This is a genomic window from Aeromicrobium sp. (assembly GCF_025965075.1).
Taxonomy (GTDB): domain Bacteria; phylum Actinomycetota; class Actinomycetes; order Propionibacteriales; family Nocardioidaceae; genus Aeromicrobium.
In genome coordinates this window covers 14,004-37,171 of record NZ_JAOPXQ010000093.1, presented here as the reverse complement: position 1 = coordinate 37,171, position 23,168 = coordinate 14,004, and the positions used below count along the sequence as shown (strand labels likewise).

Genomic DNA, 23,168 nt, shown 5'->3' with positions numbered 1-23,168 from the left:
TCCGCAGGTCGGGCTTGTCGGAGCCGAACCGACGCATCGCGTCGGCGTACGTCATGTGCGGGATCGGGGTCGGGATGTCGTAGCCGACGAGGGCCCACATCTTCGTGAGGATGCCCTCCATCAGCTCGATGATGTCGGCCTGCTCGACGAAGCTCATCTCGATGTCGAGCTGGGTGAACTCGGGCTGGCGGTCGGCGCGGAAGTCCTCGTCGCGGTAGCAGCGCGCGATCTGGTAGTAGCGCTCCATGCCGCCGACCATCAGGAGCTGCTTGAACAGCTGCGGGCTCTGCGGCAGGGCGTACCAGCTGCCGGGCTTGAGCCGCGCCGGGACCAGGAAGTCGCGGGCGCCCTCGGGCGTCGACCGGGTCAGCGTCGGGGTCTCGATCTCGACGAAGTCGCGGCCGGCCAGCACCTCGCGGGCGGCGGCGTTGACCTTGCTGCGCAGGCGGATCGCGGCGGCGGGTCCGCTGCGGCGCAGGTCGAGGTAGCGGTACTTCAGGCGCGCCTCCTCGCCGACGTCAACGTGGTCGTCGATCGGGAACGGCAGCGGGGCCGAGGCGCTGAGGATCTCGACGTCCTCCGCGATGACCTCGATGTCACCGGTCGGGATGCCGGCGTTCTCGTTGCCGGCGGGACGCTGCTGGACCGTGCCGACGATCTTGAGGCAGTACTCCGAGCGCAGCTGGTGCGCGACCTCCTCGCGGACCACGACCTGCACGACGCCCGAGGCCTCGCGGATGTCGATGAAGGCGACGCCGCCGTGGTCTCGCCGTCGCGCGACCCATCCGGCGAGCGTGACCTGCTGACCGATGTGGTCGGTGCGCAGGCTTCCGGCGTCATGGGTGCGGATCACGTGTTCTGCTCCTTGGAGAGGATGTTCGGGGTGAGGTCTTCTGATGGGGGGGCCCACCGGTCCGGGTCGGCGTCGACCTGGTCGCCGCTGCGGATGTCCTTGACCGCGGATGGGGGGAACCAGACGTACGGGATGCCGCGCTTCTCGGCGGTCTGGATCTGCTTGCCGAGCTTGTCGGCCCTGGCCGCGACCTCGGTGGGGATGCCGCGCGCGCGCAGACGCCCGGCGATCGCGTTGCTCTCGGCGCGGGTCTCCTCGGCGTCGACCACGACGAGCACGGCCGACGGCACGGAGCGGGAGGCCGACAGGGCGAGCGGGACGAGCAGGCGGGAGACGCCGAGCGAGATCCCGACACCGGGGTACGTCGACCGGCGATCCTGCGCGAGCTTGTCGTAGCGGCCGCCCGAGCAGATCGAGCCGAGGTGCTCCCAACCCTCGAGGCGGGTCTCGAACACCGTGCCGGTGTAGTAGTCCAGGCCGCGGGCGATGCGCAGGTCGGCCGTGACGGTGACGCCCTCGACGCCGGAGGCGCCGTCGATGACCTGTGCGAGCTCCGACAGCCCCTCGGCGAGCAGCTCGTGCTCCACCCCGAGCGCCTCGACCCGGGCGACGAACGACGTGTCGGTCGTGACGATCTCGGCGAGGGCGAGGACCTTGTCGGCCTGCTTGGCGTCGAGGCCCTGCTCGAGCAGGAGGTCGCGGATCTTGTCGGCCGGGACCTTGTCGAGCTTGTCGACGACCTGCATCACGGCGGCGGGGTCGGTCAGGCCGAGCCCGAGGTAGAACCCCTCGAGGATCTTGCGGTTGCTGACCTGCAGGGTGGCGGTGGGGATCGGCAGCCCGGCCAGCGCCTCGGCCATGACCCTGGCGACCTCGACGTCGAAGTGGAACGGCAGCACGTCGCGGGCGACGATGTCGATGTCGGCCTGGGTGAACTCGCGGAAGCGTCCCTGCTGCGGGCGCTCGCCGCGCCACACCTTCTGGATCTGCCAGCGCCGGAACGGGAACTCGAGCTTGCCGGCGTTCTCCAAGACGTACCGGGCGAACGGCACCGTCAGGTCGTAGTGCAGCGCCAGCTCGGCGGGCTCGGCGTCGGCGGAGGCCAGCCGCTTGACGGCGTAGACCTCCTTGTCGATCTCGCCCTTGCGCAGCAACACGTCCAGCGGCTCGACGGCGCGGGTCTCGATGTTGGCGAAGCCGTGCAGCTCGAACGTCCGCCGCAGGTGGTCGAGGACCTGCTGCTCGACGATCCGCTCGCGGGGCAGGAACTCCGGGAACCCGGAGAGCTTGGTGGCCATCAGGCACCCAGCTCCGACAGGAAGGGGTTGGTCGCGCGCTCGCGGCCGACCGAGGTCTGACCGCCGTGGCCGGGCAGCACCACGACGTCGTCGGCCAGCGGCAGGACGCGATCGCGCAGGCTGTCCTGCATCTGCGGGTGCGATCCGCCGGCCAGGTCCGTCCGTCCGATCGAGCCCGCGAACAGGAAGTCGCCGGAGAACATGATCTGCGAGACCTCCTCGGGCCCGTCGTAGTCGACGCGGTAGAACACCGTGCCGGGCGTGTGGCCGGGCACGTGGTCGACGGTGAAGGTCAGCCCGTCGACCTCGATCCGTGCGCCGTCGACCGCATCACGTACGTCCGAGGGCTCGGTGAACTCGGGTAGGTCGTCCATGCCGAGCTGCGTGCGGAGCATCGCCGCGGACGGGCCGGAGATCGCGGCCATCGGGTCGCTGAGCAGGTGCCGGTCGGCGGGGTGGATCCACACGGGGCAGTCGAACTCGGCCGCGACGTCCTGCGCGTTCCACATGTGGTCGAAGTGTCCGTGGGTGATCAGCACCGCGAGGGGCTTGAGGTTGTGCTCGGCGACGACCTGGCGCACGCCCTCGATCGAGTCCATGCCGGGATCGACGATGGCGCAGCCGGCGCCCGGACCCCGCGACACGAAGTAGCAGTTCGCCTGCAGCGGACCGGCCGAAAATGACGTGAGAAGCACGTGCCACAGGGTACGCGAGGCGGGTGTGCGCACTCCACGCTGCCATCCACCTAGACTGTGGTTCATGAGTTCTGCGCCCACGAACCCCTGGGGTCGTGTCGACGACGATGGCAACGTCTATGTGAAGACCGCCGACGGTGAACGACTGATCGGCCAGTGGCCCGGGGGTGACCCCGCTGAGGCCATGTCGTTGTACGTCCGCCGTTACGAGGGACTCGAGGTCGAGGTCGACCTGCTCGAGAAGCGGCTCGAGGGTGGCACCGTCTCCCCCGACGACGCCGCGAAGGCCGTCACGAAGGTGCGCGCCCTCCTGGTCGACGCCCAGGCGATGGGCGATCTCGACGCGCTGGTCAAGCGGCTCGACGCGCTGCAGCCCGCGATCGACAAGCATCGCGAGGAGCGCAAGGCTGAGCGCGCCGCCAAGGTCGCCGAGGCGCAGACCGAGAAGACCCGGATCGCCGAGGCGGCCGAGAAGATCGCCGCCGGCAACGACTGGAAGTCCGGCGCCGACAAGCTGCGCGCCCTCCTCGACGAGTGGAAGGCGCTCCCCCGGCTGAGCAAGTCCGCCGACGACGCGCTGTGGCACCGGTTCAGCTCGGCCCGCACGACGTACACCCGTCACCGCAAGGCCCACTTCGGCGAGCAGTCGACGCAGCGCGACGCGGCCAAGGTGACCAAGGAGAAGCTCATCGTCGAGGCCGAGGCGCTGTCGACGTCGACCGAGTGGGGTCCGACGGCCGGCAAGTACCGCGACCTGATGGCCGAGTGGAAGAAGGCCGGCTCGGCCCCCCGCAACGTCGAGGACAAGCTCTGGAAGAAGTTCCGGGCCGCGCAGGACGCGTTCTTCACGGCGCGCGACGAGGCCAACGAGGCGCTGGACGCCGAGTACGAGGTCAACGCCGAGAAGAAGCTCGAGATCCTCGCCGACGCCGAGAAGCTCCTGCCGATCAAGAACGTCGACGCCGCCCGCAAGGCGTGGCTCGACATCGCCGACCGGTGGGAGGCCGCCGGCAAGGTGCCCCGCGCCAAGATCGGTGAGTTCGAGGGCCGGATCCGCAAGATCGAGCAGGCCATCAAGGACGCGACCGAGAGCCAGTGGAAGAAGACCGATCCGGAGAAGTCCGCTCGGGCCGACGACATGATCTCCAAGCTCCAGCGCGCGATCGACGAGGTGCAGGCCAAGCTCGACGCCGCCGAGGCCAAGGGCGACACCAAGAAGGCCAAGGACCTCACGTCCGACCTCGAGTCCAAGCAGGCCTTCCTCGAGATGGCGAAAAAAGCCCAAGCCGACTTCTCCTAACCTCTCCGCCGACGCGCGGGTTACGCCCGCCGACGCGTGGGTTACGACGCGCGGTCTGTGGACGATGAGATCGACGGATGCCGGACATCGCCGTTTGATCGATGCATGTCCGAACTCCTCAACGACGGATTCCCCTTCACGGTGTTGCAGGGGCGCGATCTGGGTTTCGCGCCGAAAGAGCTCAGGCGAATGCACGACGAGATGGTGCTTCGCCGTGAGTTCCGCGGCGTGTACGTCGACGCGCGTGTGCCCGACTCGCGAAGGGGTCGCCTGCGCGCCATCAGCCTCGTGACGCCCGACAACGCGGTTGTGTGTGACGAGACAGCCGCATGGGTCAGGGGCCTCGACGTCTTCTCCCCCGGCACACGCCACGACTTCACGCCCGCCATCGTCGTCAGGCACGGCGGTGCCAGAATCTCGCGTCCCGGGAGCCGCGGTCGACAGGCGATCATCTCGCCCGATGACATCGAGTTCGTGGATGGTCTCTACGTGACCACGGCCGTGAGGACGGTCTCGGACCTGCTGCGGAAGATGTACCGGCCGTACGCACTCGCAGCCGCCGACGCGTTTGCGGCCGCTGGTCTGGTGGTCGTGCAGGACGTCAACGAGTACGTCGCGCGGCTCAAGGGCTTCCGCGGCATCGTGCAGGCACGGAGCCTTGCCGCGATCATCGAGCCCAAGACACAATCGCCCGGCGAGTCGTGGCAACGCTTGCGCATGCTCGACGCCGGATTCCCGCCTCCTGATCCGCAGTTCGAGATCGTCGACGACTTCGGTCGTTCCTACTACATCGATCTGCCCTACCCGGACCTCCTCATCGGGGCGGAGTACGACGGCCGGGAATTCCACACTGACGAAGCACACAGACTTCACGACTCGGAACGTCGTGACTACCTCAGCGAGATCTACGGTTGGCGATGGGTCATCGGCAACCGCTCCCGGATATTCGGACCCGATACGTCCTTCGAGGACGAGCTCGGCGCCCTGCTCGGGATCAAGCCCCTTTCGCGCTGGTGGGGCGCGCGGGAACAACCCGCGCGTCACGCGGCGTAACCCACGCCTCACCCGGCGTAACCCACGCGTCAGCGGGCGGGGGTCAGGAGGTGAGGCGGTAGACGTCGAAGACGCCCTCGACGGTGCGTACGGCCGACAGCACGTGGCCGAGGTGCTTGGGGTCGGCCATCTCGAAGGTGAACTTGGACTTCGCGACCCGGTCCCGGCCGGTCGACAGCGACGCCGACAGGATGTTGACGTGCTGATCGGAGATGACCCGGGTGATGTCGCTGAGCAGCCGCGGCCGGTCCAGCCCCTCGACCTGCACCGCGACGAGGAACGTGCTCTTGCCGGTCGGCGCCCACCGCACCTCGACGAGGCGCTCGGGCTGGCTCCGCAGCGCCTTCAGGTTGACGCAGTCCGTGCGGTGCACCGACACGCCCGCACCCCGAGTCACGAAGCCCTCGACCGAGTCGCCGGGCACCGGCGTGCAGCACCGGGCGAGCTTGACCAGGACGTCCCCGTCGACACCCTCGACGATGACCCCGGCGTCGCGGTTCTCGGTGCGCGGCCGGCGCGAGCCGACACCCGGCAGGGTCGTGGCCTCCGCCAGGTCCTCCTGCGCGCCCTCACGACCGCCGGCGAGGTCGATGACCCGCTCGACGACGCTCTGCGCCCCGACGTTGCCCTCACCGACCGAGGCGTACAACGTCGAGACGTCCGGCAGGTGCAGCTCCTGCGCGACGGTCGACAACGTCTCGTGCTTGAAGAGCCGGTGCAGCGGCAGCCCCTCCTTGCGCATCTGCTTGGCGATCAGGTCCTTGCCGCGCTCGATGGCCTCCTCACGGCGCTCCTTGGTGAACCACTGCCGGATCTTGTTGCGCGCCCGCGGGCTGGCGACGAACTCGAGCCAGTCCCGGCTCGGCCCGGCGTCGGGCGACTTCGAGGTAAACACCTCGACGACGTCGCCGCTCTCCAGCCTCGACTCCAAGGACACCAGCCGGCCGTTGACCCGCGCGCCGATGCAGGCGTGCCCGACCTCGGTGTGCACGGCATACGCGAAGTCGACCGGCGTCGAGTCGGCCGGCAGCTGGATCAGGTCACCCCGCGGCGTGTACGCATACACGCCCGCGCTGTTCATCTCGAACCGCAACGAGTCCAGGAAGTCGACCGAGTCCTCGGTCTCGGACTGCCAGTCCAGCAGCTCGCGCAGCCACAGCATGTCGTTGCTGTCGGGGCTCTTGCCGCCCTTGGTCCCGGCGGTCCCGTCCTCCTTGTACTTCCAGTGCGCCGCGACGCCGTACTCGGCCCGGCGGTGCATCGCGTTGGTACGGATCTGCAGCTCGACCGGCTTGCCCTGCGGGCCGATGACGGTGGTGTGCAGCGACTGGTACATGTTGAACTTCGGGACCGAGATGTAGTCCTTGAACCGTCCGGGGATCGGGTTCCACCGCGCGTGCAGCACGCCGAGGACGCCATAACAGTCCGCGACCGAGTCGACCAGGATCCGCACGCCCACGAGGTCGAAGATCTCGGAGAACTCGCGGCCGCCGAGCAGCATCTTCTGGTAGATCGAGTAGTAGTGCTTGGGCCGGCTCGACACCTTGGCCTTGAGCTTGACGTGCCGCAGGTCGGACTCGACGTCGCTGACGACGCGCTCGAGGAACTGCTCGCGCGACGGCGCCCGGTCGGCGACCAGCCGGACGATCTCGTCGTAGACCTTGGGGTGCAGCGTCGCGAACGCGAGGTCCTCGAGCTCCCACTTGATCGTGTTCATGCCGAGGCGGTGAGCCAGCGGTGCGAAGATCTCGATCGTCTCGCGCGCGATGCGCTCCTGCTTGTCCTGCCGCAGGTAGCGCAGCGTCCGCATGTTGTGCAGCCGGTCCGCGAGCTTGATGACGAGCACCCGGATGTCGCGGCTCATCGCCACGACCATCTTGCGGATCGTCTCGGACTGGGCCGAGTCGCCGTACTTGACCTTGTCGAGCTTCGTCACGCCGTCGACGAGCTGACGGACCTCGTCGCCGAAGTCGGCGGTCAGCTGGTCGAGGGTGTATTCGGTGTCCTCGACGGTGTCGTGCAGCAGCGCCGCGCACAGCGTCGGCGCGGTCATGCCCAGCTCGGCGAGGATCGTCGCCACCGCGAGCGGGTGGGTGATGTACGGATCGCCGCTCTTGCGCTTCTGCCCGGCATGGGCACGGTTCGCGACGTCGTAGGCCTTCTGGATCGCCGCGATCTCACCCTTGGGGTGCGTCGCCCGGTAGACCTTGATCAGCGGGTCGAGGACCGTGTCGGCGGACCCGGACTTGCTGCCGCCGATGCGGGCCAGCCGGTTGCGCACGCGCGCGGAAGCCGGGGCCGAGTCGGTGTTCTTGGACTCCGCCGGGGGTGCTTCGATGCGATCGGCCACGCGTGCTCCTTCTGCTGCCCAGTCTAGTGGGTATGCGGGAGTCGGCAGGCCACGTCAGCCCTGCAGACCGCTGACGAGGGTCGCCGCGGCGCCGAGGACCAGCACGGCGACGAGCACGAGGGCGACGATGCGTGCCTGATGGTTGTTCATGGCTCTCGATTCGTGGTGGGTTCAGTACGTCCGGAGGGCGCCGCAGCCGACGGGTGCCAGCCGCTGCTGGCCGCCGAGTGCCGCGATCTCGATGAGGACGAGGTTACCGGCCACGACCCCCCCGGCCTGACCGACGAGGTCTGCGGCCGCGAGCATCGTGCCACCCGTGGCGAGCACGTCGTCGACCACCAGGACGCGGGCGCCCGGGACGATCGCGTCGACGTGCATCTCCAGGACCGCCGAGCCGTACTCCAGGTCGTACGCCGTGGAGAGCGTCGTGGCGGGCAGCTTGCCGGTCTTGCGGACCGGGACGAACCCGGCGCCGAGCCGCAGCGCGATCGACGGGCCGAACAGGAAGCCCCGCGCCTCGATCCCCACGACCACGTCGATCGGGCCGAGGCCCTCGGCGTGGACCACGAGGGCGTCGATGACGTCGGTCAGGGCCGTGTGGTCGCCCAGCAGCGGCGTGATGTCACGGAACGTGACGCCGGGCTCGGGCCAGTCCTCGATCGGACGGACCAGCTGGTCGATGACGGTGTCGAGGTCGCTCATGGCGATCCTTCCGGATGGAACAGCAGGCCCCGTGGGACGAACCCACGGGGCCTGCTGAGGGGATGTGTCAGGACTTGCCGTTCAGGTCGACCTTGCACTCGCTCTTGGCGTGCTTCTCGATCGCCTTGGAGGCCTTCTCGAACTCGGCGTCGCTGAGCTTCTGCAGATCGGTGGCGAGCGACTGCAGCTTGCTGACGTCGACACCCTCGGGGATCTGGCCGGACTGGATCTTGGCCAGGTCGGTCAGCTTGATGCCGGCGTCCTTGAGCCCGTCCTCGACCGTCGTGACGGCGTTGTCGAGCTTCTTCCAGTCGGCGGTCAGCGAGTCGGGCGACTCGGCGGCGAGCTTGTGGAAGGTCTTGAACGCTTTGTCGAGCTGGCCGATGTCACCCGAGTCGAGCCCACCGAACGTCTTGGACGCGGTCTTGATGTCCTTGCAGTAGTCGCTGTCAGCGCCACCGTCGTCGCTGCCGCCGCACGCGGCGAGCGAGGTGCCGAGCAGGACTACGCCGGCCACAGCCAGGGAGATCTTCATGGTTGCTCCTCTACTACGACGGAAACCGGGACCGTCCCGCGTCGCTGTTCGGTTGGATCAGGATGGCATGTCGCTCAAGCGCCCGGGTCAGGACCCGCCCCGGCCCCGCTGTGAGCGCGGCTTGCGTGACGGCTGCGCGCGCTTGGCGGCGGCCGACGACGCGACGGGGCGGTGCGGCGCCGCGGCTGCGGTGGCCGGGACCGGGGTCTCGGCCTCCTTGGCACGACGGGCGAGGACCCGGGCGGTCTGCGCCCGGATCGCCGGCTCGCGCTCCTTGAGCTGCGAGGCCAGCGGCGTCGCCAGGAAGATCGACGAGTACGTCCCGGCGAGCATGCCGACGAACAGGGCCAGGGCCAGGTCCTTCAACGGGCCGGAGCCGAGGATCGCGACGCCCGCGAACAGCAGGGCCGCGACCGGCAGCAGCGCCGTGATCGAGGTGTTGATCGACCGCACCAGCGTCTGGTTGAGCGCCAGGTTGGCCTGCTCGGAGTATGTCTTGGTGGTCGACTTGAGGATCCCGCGGGTGTTCTCCCGCACCTTGTCGAACACGACCACCGTGTCGTAGAGCGAGTAGCCCAGGATCGTCAGCAGGCCCGTGACCGTCGCCGGGGTGACCTCGAAACCGGACAGCGAGTAGACGCCGGCCGTGATCACCAGGTCGTGCGCCAGCGCCACGACGCCGGCGACCGACATCCGCCACTCGCGGAAGTAGGCCCAGATGAACAGCACGACGATGACCAGGAAGACGATCAGGCCGGTCAGTGCTTTGGTCGCGACCTGCTTGCCGTACGTCGGGCCGATGAGGTTCTGGCTGACCTCCTCCGCACCTGCGTCGGTCAGGGCCTCGGTGACGGTCGTCGCCTCGTCCTGCGTCAGCGCGCGGGTCTGGATCCGCAGCGAGTCGTTGCCCGAGGTCTGCACCGTCGGGTCGGCGGCGTCCGGGACACCGGCGTCCTCGACCGCGTTGGTCAGCTTGTCGACCGTCGCGGTGTCGTTCGTCTGCACCTGGGCGGTGAACTCGACGCCGCCCTTGAACTCCACGCCGTAGTTGAAGCCGCGGAAGATGAAGGCGAGCGCCGCCACGATGACGATGGCCGCCGAGATGGCGTAGAAGACCTTGCGGCGTCCGACGAAGTCGAACGAGACCCGGCCCTCGTACAGGTTCTGCCCGAACGAGCTGAGCGTGCCCATCAGTTGGCCTTTCCGCCGGTGCGGACGGTGTCCGCACGCGCTGTGTCGGTGCGAGCCGGGCTCGTACGGGCGATCTCGGAGACCTTGCGGCCCGAGATGCCCAGGTGGGCGGCGTCGAGGCCGGAGAGCTTGTGCCCCTGGCCGAAGAACTTCGTCCGCGCCAGCAGCGAGACGAGGGGCTTGGTGAACAGGAACACCACGACGATGTCGATCAACGTGGTCAGGCCGAGCGCGAACGCGAAGCCCCGCACGACGCCGATCGCGAAGATGAACAGCGTCAGCGCGGCGAGGATCGACACCGCGTCGGCGGCCAGGATCGTGCCACGGGCGCGCACCCAGCCGGCCTCGACGGCCAGCCGCAGGGACCGCCCGTCGCGCACCTCGTCACGGATGCGCTCGAAGAACACGATGAACGAGTCGGCGGTGATGCCGATCGCCACGATGAGTCCGGCGATGCCCGGCAGCGTCAGGGTGAACCCGACGCCCTGGCCCAGCAGCAGCACCATGACGTACGTCAGCGCGCCAGCCACGAGCAGCGAGCCGATGATGACCAGGCCCAGCCCGCGGTAGTAGAACAGGCAGTAGACCACGACCAGGAGCAGGCCGATGATGCCGGCGACGAGCCCGGCCTTGAGCTGGGTGCCGGCCAAGGAGGGCCCGATCTCCTCGCTGCCGTTGACGCCGAACGTCAGCGGCAGGGAGCCGAACTTGAGCTGGTTGGCCAGCTCCTTGGCGGTCGTCGCGTTGAAGCTGCCGCTGATCTCCGAGACGCCGTCCCGGATGATCGCCTGCGAGGACGGTGCGGTGATCGATTCACCGTCGAGCACGACGGCGAACCGGTTCTGCCCCGGGGTCAGCGCCGTCGTCACGGTCTTGAAGACGTCCTTGCCCTCACCCTTGAGCTTGATCTGGACGGTCCACTGCGCGGTCTGCGTGTTGTACTGCGGCGACGCACTCTTGATGTCGGAGCCCGGGATGACCGTGGGGCTGAGGATCTGCACCTCACCGGTCTTGGTGTCGCAGGTGACCAGCGGCTTGTCGGCGACGTCGTCGACGGCCAGCCCCTTGGGTGAGCAGACGAAGCCGGCTGCCTCCCTCTGGAGGGCGGCGATGCCGGGCTGGACCGACTTGGGCAGCGTGTCGAGGCCCTCGGTCTCGGCCTTGATCATCTGGTCGAGGCTCAGCTTGCTCCAGTCGATCGCGTCGATCGTCTTCTGGTCCTTGGCCGTGTCGGCCTTCTTGGCCGCGCCGGTCAGGTTGCCGGCCCACAGCAGGCGGAACCGCAGCTGCGCGGTCTTGCCGACCTGGTCGACGATGTTGGCCTTCTTCTCGCCGGGGATCTCGATGATGATCTGGTTGCCACCCTGCGTCGTCACCTCGGCCTCGGTCACGCCGCTGGCGTTGACCCGCTGGTCGATGATGTTGCGCGCCTGGTCGAGCTTGTCCTTCGTGATGCTGCCCGAATCGGTCTTGGCCTGCAGCGAGATGCGGGTGCCGCCCTCGAGGTCAAGCCCCAGCTTGGGCTTCCAGGCGCTGTCGTCACCCTTCTTGGTGTTCAGGTCGATCAGCGCGACGAGGCCGTAGAGCACGACCAGGGCGGCGAGGAACAGCGTCAGCGTCCGCTTGGGACGCGGCAGATTGCTGTTGCGGGTGTTCTTGGCGGCCATCAGAGCTCGGTGCCCGTCTCAGGATCCGTGGCGGTCCCGTCGGGGACGACCCGCGAGACGGCGTGGCGGTTGACGGTGATCACGGTGCCCGCAGCGATCTCCAGCTCGAGGGTCTCGTCACCGATCGTGACGATCTCGCCGAAGATGCCGCTGGCCAGCATGACCCGCTGACCGGGCTCGAGCTGGCTCTGCAGGCCCTGGAACTCCCGCTGGCGCGCCCTCGCCGGTCGCACGACCAGGAAGATGAACGCGATGACCAGCAGGACGAGGGGCAGGATGGACGCCCAGTTTTCCACGGTGGTGCTCCCGTACGGATGAGTGTGGGTCCGCCTCATGGCGGACGTGGCCGGTGGGCCGCCGGTCAGTTTATCCCGGCAACCAATTCATGGTGGCCTGCCTCACCTTCCGGCGCGCCGGTGGGGTCAGTCCGGTGCGGGGCCGGGCGCCGGGTCGAACGACAGCTGGTCCACGCCGGCGGGTGCCGCCAGGCCCAGGTGGCGCCATGCCGCGGCCGTGGCGACCCGCCCGCGGGGGGTGCGGGCGAGGAACCCCAGGCGTACGAGGAACGGCTCGGCGAGCTCCTCGACGGTCTCCCGTTCCTCGCCGACGGCGACCGCCAGGGTCGAGGCGCCGACCGGTCCGCCGCCGAAGCTGCGGCACAGCGCGTCGAGCACGGCCCGGTCGAGCCGGTCCAGGCCGAGCTCGTCCACCTCGTAGAGGGCCAGGGCGCTGCGGGCGACGTCGTGGTCCACGACTCCCCCGGCGCGCACCTCGGCGTAGTCGCGCACGCGGCGCAGCAGCCGGTTGGCGATGCGCGGTGTGCCGCGCGAGCGGGACGCGATCTCCCGGCCGCCGTCGTCAGTGACCTCCAGGCCCAGCAGCCCGGCCGATCGGTCGACGATGCGGTGCAGCTCCCCGGCGTCGTAGTAGTCGAGCTGGGCGGTGAAGCCGAACCGGTCGCGTAGCGGGCTCGGCAGCAGGCCCGCCCGGGTCGTGGCGCCGACGACCGTGAACGGTGGGATCTCCAGCGGGATCGCGGTGGCGCCGGGTCCCTTGCCGACGATGACGTCGACCCGGAAGTCCTCCATCGCCATGTAGAGCAGCTCCTCGGCGGGCCGCGACATCCGGTGGATCTCGTCGATGAACAGGACGTCGCCCTCGTTGATGCCCGACAGGATCGCCGCCAGGTCGCCGGCGTGCTGGATCGCCGGGCCGCTCGTGATGCGCAGCGGCGCGGAGAGCTGGTGGGCGATGATCATCGCGATCGTGGTCTTGCCGAGCCCCGGCGGGCCGGACAGCAGGACGTGGTCGGGCGTGCGTCCGCGGGCGACGGCGGCCTCGAGCATCAGCGTGAGCTGCTCGCGGACCCGCTCCTGGCCGATGAGCTCGTCGAGCGTGCGCGGACGCAGCGCCGCCTCGAAGGCGCGGTCCTCGGGGCCGGCCTCGGCCACGATCGCCTCGAAGGTCTCGTCGCCCCCACCCATGAATTCAGTGTCGTCGTGCATCAGCGGGCCTTCGCCAGGGAGCGGAGTGCGTCGCGCAGGATCGTGGAGACGTCGGGGTCCGTGCCGGCGGGCAGGTCGGCGGCGACCCGGTCGAGGGCGGCGTCGGCGTCGCGCGCCGACCAGCCCAGACCCAGCAGCGCCTCGTGGACCTGGCCGCGCCACGCCGGAGCTCCGGCCTGGACGACCGTCGTGACGCCGACCCGGTCCTTGAGCTCCACGACGATCCGTTCGGCGCCCTTGCGGCCGATGCCGGGGACCTTGGTCAGCGTCGCCAGGTCGCCCTGGCCGATGGCCTGGCGCAGCCGGTCGGGATCGAGCACCGCGAGCATCGCCTGGGCCACCTTGGGCCCGACGCCGCTGGCGGTCTGCACGAGCTCGAACATGTCGCGCTCGTCGGTGCTGGCGAAGCCGAACACCGTCAGCGAGTCCTCGCGCACGACCATCGAGGTCGACAGCTGGACCTCCTGGCCCAGGCGCAGGGTCGCGATCGTGCCGGGCGTGCACATGACCTGGATGCCGACTCCCCCGACGTCGATGACCGCGGCGGTCATGGTGACGGCGGCGACGGGTCCGCGGACATGGGCGATCATCGGCGTGCTCCCTGCTTCTGGGCCTCGATGGCCTGCTCGAGTCGGTTGCGGGCTCCCCCACGCCAGATGTGACAGATCGCCAGCGCGAGCGCGTCGGCGGCGTCGGCGGGCTTGGGCGCCTCGGTCAGCCGCAGCAGGCGGGTGACCATCTGGGTGACCTGCGCCTTGTCGGCGCGGCCGTTGCCGGAGACCGCGGCCTTGACCTCGCTCGGCGTGTGCAGGTGCACCGGGATGCCGTGCCGGGCGGCGACGAGCATCGCGATGCCGGAGGCCTGGGCGGTGCCCATGACCGTTCGCACGTTGTGCTGGCTGAAGACGCGCTCGACCGCGACGACGTCGGGGCGGTGCTGCAGCACGCTGGCCTCGACGAGCTGCTCGAGCTGGTGCAGCCGGCGAGCGGTGTCGAGATCGGCCGGGGTGCGGAACACACCGACGTGGACCATCGTCAGCGGTCGACCCACCGTGCCGTCGACGACGCCGACACCGCACCGGGTGAGACCGGGGTCGATCCCGAGCACCCTCATGCGGAGACCGCCGCCGTGCATACCGAACGCATGTTCGACAGCCTAGACGGCTCCCCCGTCAGCGTGAGGGCGACGCGCCGGGGTCACTCGACCTGGGCCATGACCTCGTCGGAGGCGTCGAAGTTGGCGAACACGGTCTGCACGTCGTCGCAGTCCTCGAGCGCGTCGATGAGCTTCATGATCTTGGTCGCGGCGTCGACGTCGACCTCGACCGTGACGGTCGGGACGAACGCGACCTCGGCCGAGTCGTAGTCGAGCCCGGCCTCCTGCAGCGCCGTGCGGACCGCGACCACGTCGGTGGCCTCGCAGATGACCTCGAAGCTGCCGTCGTGGTCGTTGACCTCCTCGGCGCCGGCATCGAGCACCGCGAGCAGCACGTCGTCCTCGTTGGTCTCGCCGCCCTCCTGCTCGGCGGGCACCATGATGACGCCCTTGCGGTGGAACATGTACGACACCGAGCCCGGGTCGGCCATCGTGCCGCCGTTGCGGGTCATCGCGGTGCGTACCTCCATCGCGGCCCGGTTGCGGTTGTCGCTCAGGCACTCGACCAGCAGCGCGACGCCGCCGGGGGCGTACCCCTCGTACATGATCGTGATGTAGTCGACCGCGTCGGCGCCGACGCCGCCGCCACGCTTGACCGCCCGGTCGATGTGGTCCTTGGGGACCGACGACTTCTTGGCCTTCTGGATCGCGTCATAGAGGGTCGGGTTGCCGTCGGGGTCCGGTCCGCCCATGCGAGCGGCGACCTCGATGTTCTTGACCATCTTGGCGAACATCTTGCCGCGCTTGGCATCGACGACGGCCTTCTTGTGCTTGGTGGTCGCCCATTTCGAGTGGCCTGACATGGGTGGCGCCCCCTTCTGCTGCGGCGGATTCCTACGACTGCTGGACGAGGTCGACGAAGTAACGGTGGATGCGGTCGTCACTGCCCACCTCGGGGTGGAATGACGTCGCCATCAGGTTGCCCTGTCGAACGGCCACGATTCTACCGGCCGCCGGGCCGCTGGGGACCGTCGCAAGGACCTCGACCTCAGGACCGGTCGACTCGACCCAGGGTGCGCGGATGAACACGGCGTGCACGGGACCGTCGAATCCGTCGAAGGCGATGTCGCCCTCGAACGAGTCGACCTGCCGCCCGAAGGCGTTGCGGCGGACCGTGATGTCGAGCCCACCGAGGGTCTCCTGACCGACGATCCCATCCTTGATCCGGTCCGCGAGCATGATCATGCCCGCACACGTGCCGAAGGTCGGCATGCCGCTCTGGATGCGCTCGACCAGCGGTTCGAACAGGTCGAACGTCCGCGCGAGCTTGTACATCGTCGTGGACTCGCCGCCCGGCAGCACCAGGGCGTCACAGCGGGCCAGCTCCTCGGGGCGCCGGACCGTGAACGCGTCCACGCCGAGGTCGGTCAGCGTCCGGAGGTGCTCGCGGACATCACCTTGCAGCGCGAACACGCCGATGGAGGGGAAAGACACCCGGCGAGCCTATCGAAGGAGGTGCTCATCGTTTGACGACGGCGGCAGCGTGAGAGACGAATCTCCAGGGGATACGCCACCGCCGCCGCTCCCTCTCGGAATTCCCTCCCGATCGGGTTCAACGGAGTGAGTGGCCAGGCCGGACGCGAACGCCCAACCGGCCGAGCTCCCTCTGTCACTGAGACGCGATGCGAGGCACTCCCATACCTCTCGCGCTCAGTAGAGAAAGCATACCCCTCGGCCGGTAGTGGCTACAGAGTCAGAGGTCCTGGTCAGCCGCAGACTCCGACCACTACCAGGAGGACGGTGTATGACGTCGAGCTCGATGTGCCCCCGGACCCCCGGGATGTCGCCACTTGTCGACCTTCTGAACGCCCCAGATCAGCCAGAAGTGGCACCATCTTGCGGGCGGGCCCCCAGACGACAAAACGCCCCGGCCTTTCGGCCGGGGCGTTCCACGCGCGAGGCTGCTGACTACCAGCCACGCTCCGCGAGGCGGTGGGGCTCGGGGATGTCGTCGACGTTGATGCCGACCATGGCCTCACCCAGACCGCGGGAGACCTTGGCGATGACGTCCGGGTCGTCGAAGAACGTCGTGGCCTTGACGATGGCCTCGGCGCGCTGGGCGGGGTTGCCGGACTTGAAGATGCCCGAGCCGACGAAGACGCCCTCGGCGCCGAGCTGCATCATCATGGCCGCGTCGGCCGGGGTCGCGATGCCGCCGGCGGTGAACAGGACGACGGGGAGCTTGCCGTTCTCGGCGACCTCCTTGACCAGCTCGTAGGGCGCCTGCAGCTCCTTGGCCGCGACGAACAGCTCGTCCTCGGACAGCGACTGCAGCCGGCGGATCTCGCCACCGATCTTGCGCATGTGCTGCGTGGCGTTGGAGACGTCACCGGTGCCGGCCTCGCCCTTGGAGCGGATCATCGCCGCGCCCTCGGTCAGACGACGCAGCGCCTCACCCAGGTTGGTCGCGCCACAGACGAAGGGGACCGTGAAGTTCCACTTGTCGATGTGGTTGGTGTAGTCGGCCGGGGTCAGGACCTCGGACTCGTCGATGTAGTCCACGCCGAGCGACTGCAGGACCTGCGCCTCGACGAAGTGGCCGATGCGGGCCTTGGCCATCACGGGGATCGAGACCTGCGCGATGATGCCGTCGATCAGGTCGGGATCGGACATGCGGGCCACGCCGCCCTGCGACCGGATGTCAGCGGGCACACGCTCGAGGGCCATGACGGCGACGGCGCCGGCGTCCTCGGCGATCCTGGCCTGCTCGGCGTTGACGACGTCCATGATGACGCCACCCTTGAGCATCTCCGCCATGCCGCGCTTGACGCGGGAGGTGCCGACCGTGGTTGCTTCGTTGCTCACTGCTGTGTCCTTCGAGATATGACCCTGGATGGTGGCCTCCAGTCTACTGGGCTGCTCCTGTCATGATCCCGGCGGACACATGCCGGACGAGGCGACCGCCGGCCCTCAGCGGCCCAGGAGGTCTCTCAGCCGGCGTCGGGGTTCGACCGAGGGTGCCGCGGCCCGGAGCAGGTCCTCGATCCGCACGAGCTTGCGCCGCGGACGTCCCCGCTCGGCCCCGGCTCGCCGCTCCTGCTCGTCGATCGCCCGCCATCCACGCACCCCGATGGCCTCGGGTCGTCGCGCGGCCACCAGCGCCCGCATGGAACGCGGCGTCCGGGAGGGCTCGGCGAGGCGCCCGGCGTTCCAGTCCTCGAGCACACGGTCGACCGTCTCCTGGGCGCACGACTTGTTGGTGCCGATGAACCCGGACGGTCCGCGCTTGACCCACCCGACGGCGTACGTGCCGGGGGCACCGGTCACCCGCCCGCCCACGCTCGGCATGATCCCGGCGTCGGGATCGAACGGCACGCCCGGCACGGGCACGCCTCGGTAGCCGATCGAGCGGAGCACGAGCCCCGTCGACAGGACGGAGCGGTCATCGGTGGGCTCGAAGGCTCCTCCCCCGACGGCCCGGTTGCGCCTCGTCGCCACACCGCGGACACGCCCGCCGCCCGTCAGCTCCACTGGCGAGGTCGCGAACCGCAGGACGATCCTTCGTGTGCCGGGTCGGGCGGGGCGCTCGTGCGCCGACCGGAGGACCGCGAGCTTCTGGGCCACCATCGGGTCGTCGACGGCCTCGTCGAGATCCGCGCCCTCCACCACCACGTCGATGTCGTCGCGCTCCACCAGGCCGAGGAGCTCCGGCAAGGTGAACGCCGCCTCGGCAGCACCGCGGCGGCCCAGCAGCACGACCTCACGCACGTTGCTCGCCCGCAGCGCGTCCAGCGCGTGGTCCGCGATGTCGGTGCCGGCCAGCGCCTCCGGATCGGTGGTCAGTATGCGGGCCACGTCCAGCGCGACGTTGCCGTTGCCGACGACCACGGCGCGCTCGCCGCTCAGGTCGAACGAGTCGTCCACGTGGTCAGGGTGGCCGTTGTACCAGGCGACGAACGCCGTGGCCGTCGTGCTGCCGGGAAGATCCTCCCCCGGGATGCCCAGGGTCCGGTCTTTCGAGGCCCCGGTGGCATAGACCACGGCGTGGTGGTGCGCGGCCAGCTCCGCGTGCGAGACGTCGCGACCCACGTCGACCCCCAGGACGTACGTGAAGCCCGGCTGGTCCTCGATCTGGCGGAACAGGCCGTCGACCGTCCGCGTAGCCGGGTGGTCCGGGGCCACCCCGGACCGGACGAGTCCGTGCGGGGTCGGCAGCCGCTCGATCACCGTCACCTCGACACGCGGTCGCTTGAGCAGCTCGTCGGCCGCGTACAACGCGGCGGGCCCGGCCCCGACGACGGCGACCCTCAGCACTCCGGGTGCGTGCTTGCGGACGAGCGGGGGGACGGGCGCCTGCGGCGGGTACGACCGCGGCTCGGCGTGGAAGAGCGCGTTGACGTCGACGAACGGCAGCTGCTCGGGGGTCAGACTGTCCGCCGGCGCGATCGCCCCCACGGGGCATGCCGTGACACACGCACCGCAGTCGACGCACGAGACCGGGTCGATGTAGAGCATCTCGGCCAGGCCGAAGTCCGGCTCGTCGGGAGTCGGGTGGATCGCGTTGACCGGGCAGGCGAAGACGCAGGAGGCGTCGCCACAGCACGCCTGGGTGACGACGTGGGTCACGGGTCAGTCCCGGGTGGCGAACGCGACGGGCGGCTCGCTGCGATAGCGCGACGCGCGACCGTCGATGCGGCACAGCCTCCACATCAGCCGGGCCACCCGGCTCCGGCGCAGCCCCGCCTGGTCCGCAAGCATCCGCACGTCGCCGAACAGCTCCTGCAGACGCTCGCGCGACTCCGGCGCCCTCCAGTAGACGTCCTTCATGACCGACCGTGGGATGCCGAACTCCCGCCGGAACGACCGGGACGGCACCATGATGACGTCGCACAGGACCCGCATGATGACGGGAAACAACATCGCCACGACGGCCCGCTCGACGGGACCGAGCCGGGGGGCGTTGCGACGGATGTAGTGGTGCGCGAAGGAGATGTGCCGCGCCTCCTCGGCGACGTGGATCTCCATGACCCGCGACAGGATGGGGGGCAGGTCCTTGCCGCTCCGCAGGATCCCCTTCTGCGTGTGATCGATCGGCTCCTCCCCCGCCAGCACGCCGATGAAGAACGCGAACGGGACCGCGGAGCCGGCCCAGGGCAGGAGCCCGGCGACCTTGCGCATCAGCCACGGCATGCCCTCGACCTGGACACCGATCCGGTTGATTGTCTCCTGGAACATCTGCGTGTGGTGGCACTCCTCCGTCGCCTCGTGGGTGAGGTAGCGATACTCCGGCGAGCCGTTGGGGAGCGTGAAGACGTACTGCATGATGCCGCGGATCAGGATGTTCTCGAACTGCAGCCCGACCTTGAGGATGTTGGCCTGACGCCACTGCCCGATCGCGATCTGCCGGTCGAGCGGCTGCGCCAGGTACCACGGGTGGCTGCCGAGCGGGTCGACGTCGGTCGGCAGCACCCAACGCGGGTCGTCGGCGCGGACCTGGAAGTCCGGGTGTTCCCAGTCGATGTCGAGGAAGGCGTCGAAGTGCCGGTCGACCGAGGCCTGCGAGAGCCCCCGCAGGATCTCGGCATAGCGCTCGGGGGTGACGTCGGCCGGGATGACCGGCAGTTCGGCTGGCTGGTGGTCGAGCGTCTGGGACATCGGGGCTCCTGGGTCGGGCGGTGGCGGGCTCCGCCAGCATGCGCCATACCCAGGGTATGTGTCAACGCCTATGTCCCATAGGCGATGTCACATTCACAGCTCGGGCGACCCGACCGCCTGCTTGTGCACGATGGCCATGCGCTGGAAGACCGTGATGAGGCTCGCGACGGCGAGCGCCCACAGGGTGATCTCGCGCAGCAGCGGGAGGTCGAACAGCCCGGACAGCCCCGTCATGACGAGGATCGCGACCAGGCGGTCGGCGCGCTCGGCGATCCCGCCCTTCGCGGTCATGCCGAGCCCCTCGGCGCGGGCGCGGGTGTACGACGTCAGGTTGCCCAGCACCAGGCAGGCCAGGCTGAGGTAGAGGTACGTCGACGCGTTGCCCAGGTCGGTCTCGGCGCCGCTGCGGGAGTAGTAGATGACGAGCCCTGCGAACACTGCGGCGTCGGCGACCCGGTCCAGGCTGGAGTCGAGGAATGCGCCCCACTTGGACGACTGCCCCGACTTGCGGGCCATGTAGCCGTCCATGATGTCGCTGAACACGAAGGCCGTGATGACCAGCGTGCCGACGAGGAACTGCCCGCGGGGATAGAACCACAGGGCGCCGGCGCTGACGCCGATCGTGCCGACCCAGGTCACCCAGTCGGGCTTGACCCCGAGCCGGAGCAGGAGGTCGGCGAGCGGGGCCCAGACGTTGGTCCAGAACTGGCGGAAGCGTTCGAGCATGTCTTTGTCTACTCCTCGGGCCAGGCGTTCGCGAGCATCTCGCGGGTGTCGCCCAGCAGCTGCGGCATGGTCTTGGTGTGCCCGATGACGGGCATGAAGTTGGCGTCGCCACCCCATCGGGGGACGACGTGCTGGTGCAGGTGCGCGGCGATGCCGGCTCCGGCGGCGCTCCCCTGGTTCATGCCCAGGTTGAAGCCGTGCGGGCTGGTCACGGTCCGCATGACCCGCATCGCCTGCTTGGTCAGCACCGCGACCTCGGCGGTCTCGTCGTCGGTCAGGTCGGTGTAGTCCGACACGTGGCGATACGGGCAGATCAGCAGGTGGCCGGCGTTGTACGGATACAGGTTGAGCACGGCGTACGCCACCTCGCCACGGTGGACGATCAGCCCCTCCGCGTCGTCCATCGCGGGGATGCGGCAGAACGGGCAGTCGGCCTCGTCGGAGGTCGTCGGCTTGTTCTCCCCCTTGATGTAGAGGATGCGGTGCGGCGTCCACAGCCGCTCGAACGCGTCGGGCTCCCCCACGCCGTCCTGCACGTCGGACATCAGACCTGGACCCGGGTCTGGATCGCCTCGACGATACGGGCGACGGCGTCGTCGAGCGCCACACCGTTCTCCTGCTCGCCGCTGCGGTAGCGGAACGACACGGCACCGACCTCGATGTCGTTGTCGCCGGCGATCAGCATGAACGGCACCTTCTGCAGCTGCGCGTTGCGGATCTTCTTCTGCATCCGCTCGTCGGAGTCGTCGACCTCGACCCGGATGCCCAGGGTCTTGAGCCGCTTCGCGAGCTCGTACAGGTAGTCGGCGTGCCGCTCGGCGACCGGGATGCCGACGACCTGCACGGGGGCGAGCCACGGGGGGAAGGCGCCGGCGTAGTGCTCGACGAGCACGCCCATGAACCGCTCGATCGAGCCGAACTTGGCCGAGTGGATCATGACGGGCTGCTGGCGCGAGCCGTCGGCCGCGACGTACTCGAGGTTGAAGCGCTCGGCGGACGGCATGTTGAAGTCGTACTGGATGGTCGACATCTGCCAGGTGCGGCCGATCGCGTCGCGAGCCTGCACCGAGACCTTGGGGCCGTAGTACGCCGCGCCACCCGGATCGGGGACGAGCTCCAGGCCGCTCTCGAGGCAGACGTCCTCGAGCACCTTGGTCGCGACCGCCCACTCCTCGTCGGAGCCGATGAACTTGTCCGGCTTGGAGTCGTCGCGGGTCGACAGCTCGAGGTAGAAGTCGTCGAGGCCGAAGTCCCGCAGCAGGCTCAGCACGAAGTTCAGCAGGTGGCGGATCTCGTCGGGAGCCTGCTCGGGGGTCACGTACGAGTGCGAGTCGTCCTGCGCGAAGCCGCGGACGCGGGTCAGGCCGTGGATGACGCCCGACTTCTCGTTGCGGTACACGTGCCCGAACTCGAACAGCCGCAGCGGCAGCTCCCGGTAGGACCGGCCGCGCGAGCGGAAGATCAGGTTGTGCATGGGGCAGTTCATCGCCTTGAGGCGGTAGTCGCCACCGTCGAGCTCGAGCGGGGGGAACATCCCCTCGCCGTAGTACGGGAGGTGGCCCGAGGTGTAGAACAGGCTCTCCTTGGCGATGTGGGGGGTGCCGACGTACTCGAAGCCCTCCTCGATGTGCCGGCGGCGGACGTAGTCCTCCATCTCCCGCTTGATCACGCCACCCTTGGGGTGGAACACCGGCAGCCCGGACCCGATCTCATCGGGGAAGCTGAAGAGGTCGAGCTCGGTGCCGAGGCGGCGGTGGTCGCGCCGCTGCGCCTCCTCGATCCGGAACAGGTGCTCCTCCAGCGCCTCCTTGGTCTCCCAGGCGGTGCCGTAGATGCGCTGCAGCTGCTTGTTCTTCTCGTCGCCGCGCCAGTAGGCCGCCGCCGAGCGCATGAGCGTGAACGCCGGGATGCGCTTGGTGGTCGGAAGGTGCGGGCCGCGGCACAGGTCGCCCCACGCCACGGAGCCGTCGCGCTTGAGGTTGTCGTAGATCGTCAGGCCACCCTCGCCGACCTCGACGTTCGCCCCCTCCGCTGCGTCACCGGCCTTGGACTTGAGGCCGATCAGCTCCAATTTGTATGGCTCGTCGGCCAGCTCGGTGCGGGCGTCGTCGTCGCTGATCTCGCGGCGGTCGAACTTCTGACCCTCCTTGACGATCTTGCGCATGCGCGACTCGATCTTGACGAGGTCCTCGGGCACGAACGGCTCGGCCACGTCGAAGTCGTAGTAGAACCCGTCGGTGATCGGCGGGCCGATGCCGAGCTTGGCCTGCGGGAAGAGCTCCTGCACGGCCTGCGCCATGACGTGCGCGGTCGAGTGCCGCAGGATGTCCCGGCCGTCCTTGGAGCCGATCGCGACGCCCTCGACGGTGTCACCCTCGCCGAGCTCGTGCGCCAGGTCCTTGAGCTCACCACCGACCCGCGCCGCGATGATCTCGGGGGTGTCGGCGAACAGCTGCCAGGCCTTCGTGCCCTTCTCGACAGTCTTCGCCTCGCCGTTCGCGATGATCTGGATGTCGGACACGGTGCACTCCATTCATGATGA

General features: G+C 69.2%; 22 protein-coding genes. 2 read left to right on the top strand and 20 right to left on the bottom strand.

Features of this window, described 5'->3' with window-relative positions; all coding sequences use genetic code 11:
- The 3 genes from aspS to JWQ91_RS06100 all read right to left on the bottom strand — a co-directional run.
- Positions 1–853, bottom strand: an 853-nt coding sequence (aspS, locus tag JWQ91_RS06110; RefSeq protein ID WP_297781972.1) for an aspartate--tRNA ligase, incomplete at its 3' end; no start/stop codon positions are given.
- Positions 850–2,151: a histidine--tRNA ligase gene (gene hisS, locus JWQ91_RS06105; RefSeq protein WP_297781971.1), complete on the bottom strand. Its 1,302-nt coding sequence runs from the start codon at positions 2,149–2,151 to the stop codon at positions 850–852. The genes hisS and aspS, both read right to left, overlap by 4 nt.
- The gene (locus JWQ91_RS06100; protein WP_297781970.1) at positions 2,151–2,846 is read right to left on the bottom strand and encodes an MBL fold metallo-hydrolase; all 696 of its coding nucleotides are present in this window, start codon (positions 2,844–2,846) and stop codon (positions 2,151–2,153) included. The genes hisS and JWQ91_RS06100 overlap by 1 nt, the downstream gene beginning before the upstream one ends.
- Positions 2,847–2,910: 64 nt before the next feature.
- On the opposite strand from JWQ91_RS06100, the gene JWQ91_RS06095 reads away from it, so the two are divergent.
- A complete protein-coding gene (locus JWQ91_RS06095; RefSeq protein WP_297781969.1) occupies positions 2,911–4,146 on the top strand; it encodes a DUF349 domain-containing protein in 1,236 nt (411 codons plus the stop codon).
- Between the two features lie 105 nt (positions 4,147–4,251).
- A complete protein-coding gene (locus JWQ91_RS06090; protein WP_297781968.1) occupies positions 4,252–5,199 on the top strand; it encodes a hypothetical protein in 948 nt (315 codons plus the stop codon).
- A 43-nt stretch (positions 5,200–5,242) separates the two neighbouring features.
- On the opposite strand, the gene JWQ91_RS06085 is transcribed toward JWQ91_RS06090, so the two are convergent.
- The 17 genes from JWQ91_RS06085 to thrS all read right to left on the bottom strand — a co-directional run bounded on the left by JWQ91_RS06085 (position 5,243) and on the right by thrS (position 23,159).
- Positions 5,243–7,480 carry a bifunctional (p)ppGpp synthetase/guanosine-3',5'-bis(diphosphate) 3'-pyrophosphohydrolase gene (locus JWQ91_RS06085; protein WP_297781974.1) on the bottom strand — a complete coding sequence of 746 codons (2,238 nt, stop codon included), beginning with the start codon at positions 7,478–7,480 and terminating at the stop codon, positions 5,243–5,245.
- Between the two features lie 240 nt (positions 7,481–7,720).
- Positions 7,721–8,251, bottom strand: a complete 531-nt coding sequence (locus tag JWQ91_RS06080; RefSeq protein ID WP_297781967.1) for an adenine phosphoribosyltransferase — start codon at positions 8,249–8,251, stop codon at positions 7,721–7,723.
- 67 nt (positions 8,252–8,318) lie between these two features.
- Positions 8,319–8,786: a hypothetical protein gene (locus JWQ91_RS06075; RefSeq protein ID WP_297781966.1), complete on the bottom strand. Its 468-nt coding sequence runs from the start codon at positions 8,784–8,786 to the stop codon at positions 8,319–8,321.
- Positions 8,787–8,873: 87 nt separating this feature from the next.
- A complete protein-coding gene (secF, locus tag JWQ91_RS06070) occupies positions 8,874–9,977 on the bottom strand; it encodes a protein translocase subunit SecF (RefSeq protein ID WP_297781965.1) in 1,104 nt (367 codons plus the stop codon).
- Positions 9,977–11,644 (bottom strand): protein translocase subunit SecD, encoded by a 1,668-nt coding sequence (secD, locus tag JWQ91_RS06065; protein ID WP_297781964.1) that lies wholly within the window; start codon positions 11,642–11,644, stop codon positions 9,977–9,979. The genes secF and secD overlap by 1 nt, the downstream gene beginning before the upstream one ends.
- On the bottom strand, positions 11,644–11,940 hold the full coding sequence (gene yajC / locus JWQ91_RS06060; RefSeq protein WP_297781963.1) for a preprotein translocase subunit YajC: 297 nt from the start codon (positions 11,938–11,940) through the stop codon (positions 11,644–11,646). Before yajC ends, secD begins: the two co-directional genes overlap by 1 nt.
- Before the next feature lie 126 nt (positions 11,941–12,066).
- The gene (ruvB, locus tag JWQ91_RS06055; protein WP_297781973.1) at positions 12,067–13,128 is read right to left on the bottom strand and encodes a Holliday junction branch migration DNA helicase RuvB; all 1,062 of its coding nucleotides are present in this window, start codon (positions 13,126–13,128) and stop codon (positions 12,067–12,069) included.
- Between the two features lie 20 nt (positions 13,129–13,148).
- Positions 13,149–13,739 carry a Holliday junction branch migration protein RuvA gene (ruvA, locus tag JWQ91_RS06050; protein ID WP_297781962.1) on the bottom strand — a complete coding sequence of 197 codons (591 nt, stop codon included), beginning with the start codon at positions 13,737–13,739 and terminating at the stop codon, positions 13,149–13,151.
- On the bottom strand, positions 13,736–14,263 hold the full coding sequence (ruvC, locus tag JWQ91_RS06045) for a crossover junction endodeoxyribonuclease RuvC (protein WP_297781961.1): 528 nt from the start codon (positions 14,261–14,263) through the stop codon (positions 13,736–13,738). The genes ruvA and ruvC overlap by 4 nt, the downstream gene beginning before the upstream one ends.
- 83 nt (positions 14,264–14,346) lie before the next feature.
- Positions 14,347–15,108 carry a YebC/PmpR family DNA-binding transcriptional regulator gene (locus JWQ91_RS06040; RefSeq protein ID WP_297781960.1) on the bottom strand — a complete coding sequence of 254 codons (762 nt, stop codon included), beginning with the start codon at positions 15,106–15,108 and terminating at the stop codon, positions 14,347–14,349.
- Positions 15,109–15,139: 31 nt separating this feature from the next.
- Positions 15,140–15,739, bottom strand: coding sequence for a pyridoxal 5'-phosphate synthase glutaminase subunit PdxT (gene pdxT, locus JWQ91_RS06035; RefSeq protein ID WP_297781959.1), 600 nt, complete (start codon positions 15,737–15,739; stop codon positions 15,140–15,142).
- A 474-nt stretch (positions 15,740–16,213) separates the two neighbouring features.
- Positions 16,214–17,062, bottom strand: a complete 849-nt coding sequence (pdxS, locus tag JWQ91_RS06030) for a pyridoxal 5'-phosphate synthase lyase subunit PdxS (RefSeq protein WP_366521356.1) — start codon at positions 17,060–17,062, stop codon at positions 16,214–16,216.
- A gap of 153 nt (positions 17,063–17,215) precedes the next feature.
- On the bottom strand, positions 17,216–18,871 hold the full coding sequence (locus JWQ91_RS06025; protein ID WP_297781957.1) for an FAD-dependent oxidoreductase: 1,656 nt from the start codon (positions 18,869–18,871) through the stop codon (positions 17,216–17,218).
- A 3-nt stretch (positions 18,872–18,874) separates the two neighbouring features.
- Positions 18,875–19,900, bottom strand: coding sequence for a diiron oxygenase (locus tag JWQ91_RS06020; protein ID WP_297781956.1), 1,026 nt, complete (start codon positions 19,898–19,900; stop codon positions 18,875–18,877).
- Between the two features lie 93 nt (positions 19,901–19,993).
- Entirely contained in the window at positions 19,994–20,626 is a 633-nt protein-coding gene (gene pgsA / locus JWQ91_RS06015) for a phosphatidylinositol phosphate synthase (protein WP_297781955.1), read from the bottom strand.
- Between the two features lie 8 nt (positions 20,627–20,634).
- Positions 20,635–21,171 (bottom strand): HIT domain-containing protein, encoded by a 537-nt coding sequence (locus JWQ91_RS06010; RefSeq protein WP_297781954.1) that lies wholly within the window; start codon positions 21,169–21,171, stop codon positions 20,635–20,637.
- Positions 21,171–23,159, bottom strand: coding sequence for a threonine--tRNA ligase (gene thrS, locus JWQ91_RS06005; protein ID WP_297781953.1), 1,989 nt, complete (start codon positions 23,157–23,159; stop codon positions 21,171–21,173). Before thrS ends, JWQ91_RS06010 begins: the two co-directional genes overlap by 1 nt.
- Positions 23,160–23,168 lie beyond the last annotated feature (9 nt).